The organism is Tritonibacter sp. SIMBA_163 (assembly GCF_046535935.1).
GTDB classification, from domain to species: domain Bacteria; phylum Pseudomonadota; class Alphaproteobacteria; order Rhodobacterales; family Rhodobacteraceae; genus Epibacterium; species Epibacterium scottomollicae.
In genome coordinates this window covers 1-242 of record NZ_JAWJBP010001160.1, presented here as the reverse complement: position 1 = coordinate 242, position 242 = coordinate 1, and the positions used below count along the sequence as shown (strand labels likewise).

1 protein-coding gene is annotated in these 242 nt (G+C 64.5%); it reads left to right on the top strand.

Features of this window, described 5'->3' with window-relative positions; genetic code table 11:
• On the top strand, positions 1-242 hold a 242-nt coding region (locus tag R0J92_RS25970; RefSeq protein WP_411053810.1), incomplete at both ends, for a 3-hydroxyacyl-CoA dehydrogenase NAD-binding domain-containing protein.

Here is a 242-nt window from a genome sequence, read left to right as displayed (position 1 = left end):
AGGGCGTCGACTGGGTGCAGGAAAGCGTGCCGGAGCGGCTTGACCCGAAGCAGAAGGTTTACGGCGAATTGCAGGCGCATGTTCAGGCGAGCGCGGTGATCGGTTCGTCGACCTCCGGCTACAAGCCGTCTCAGCCGCAGGAGGGGTTCACCAATGCCGCGCAGATCGTTGTCGCGCATCCCTTCAACGCGGTCTACCTGATGCCGCTGGTTGAGGGGGTGACCACCGAGGCGAACAGCGCG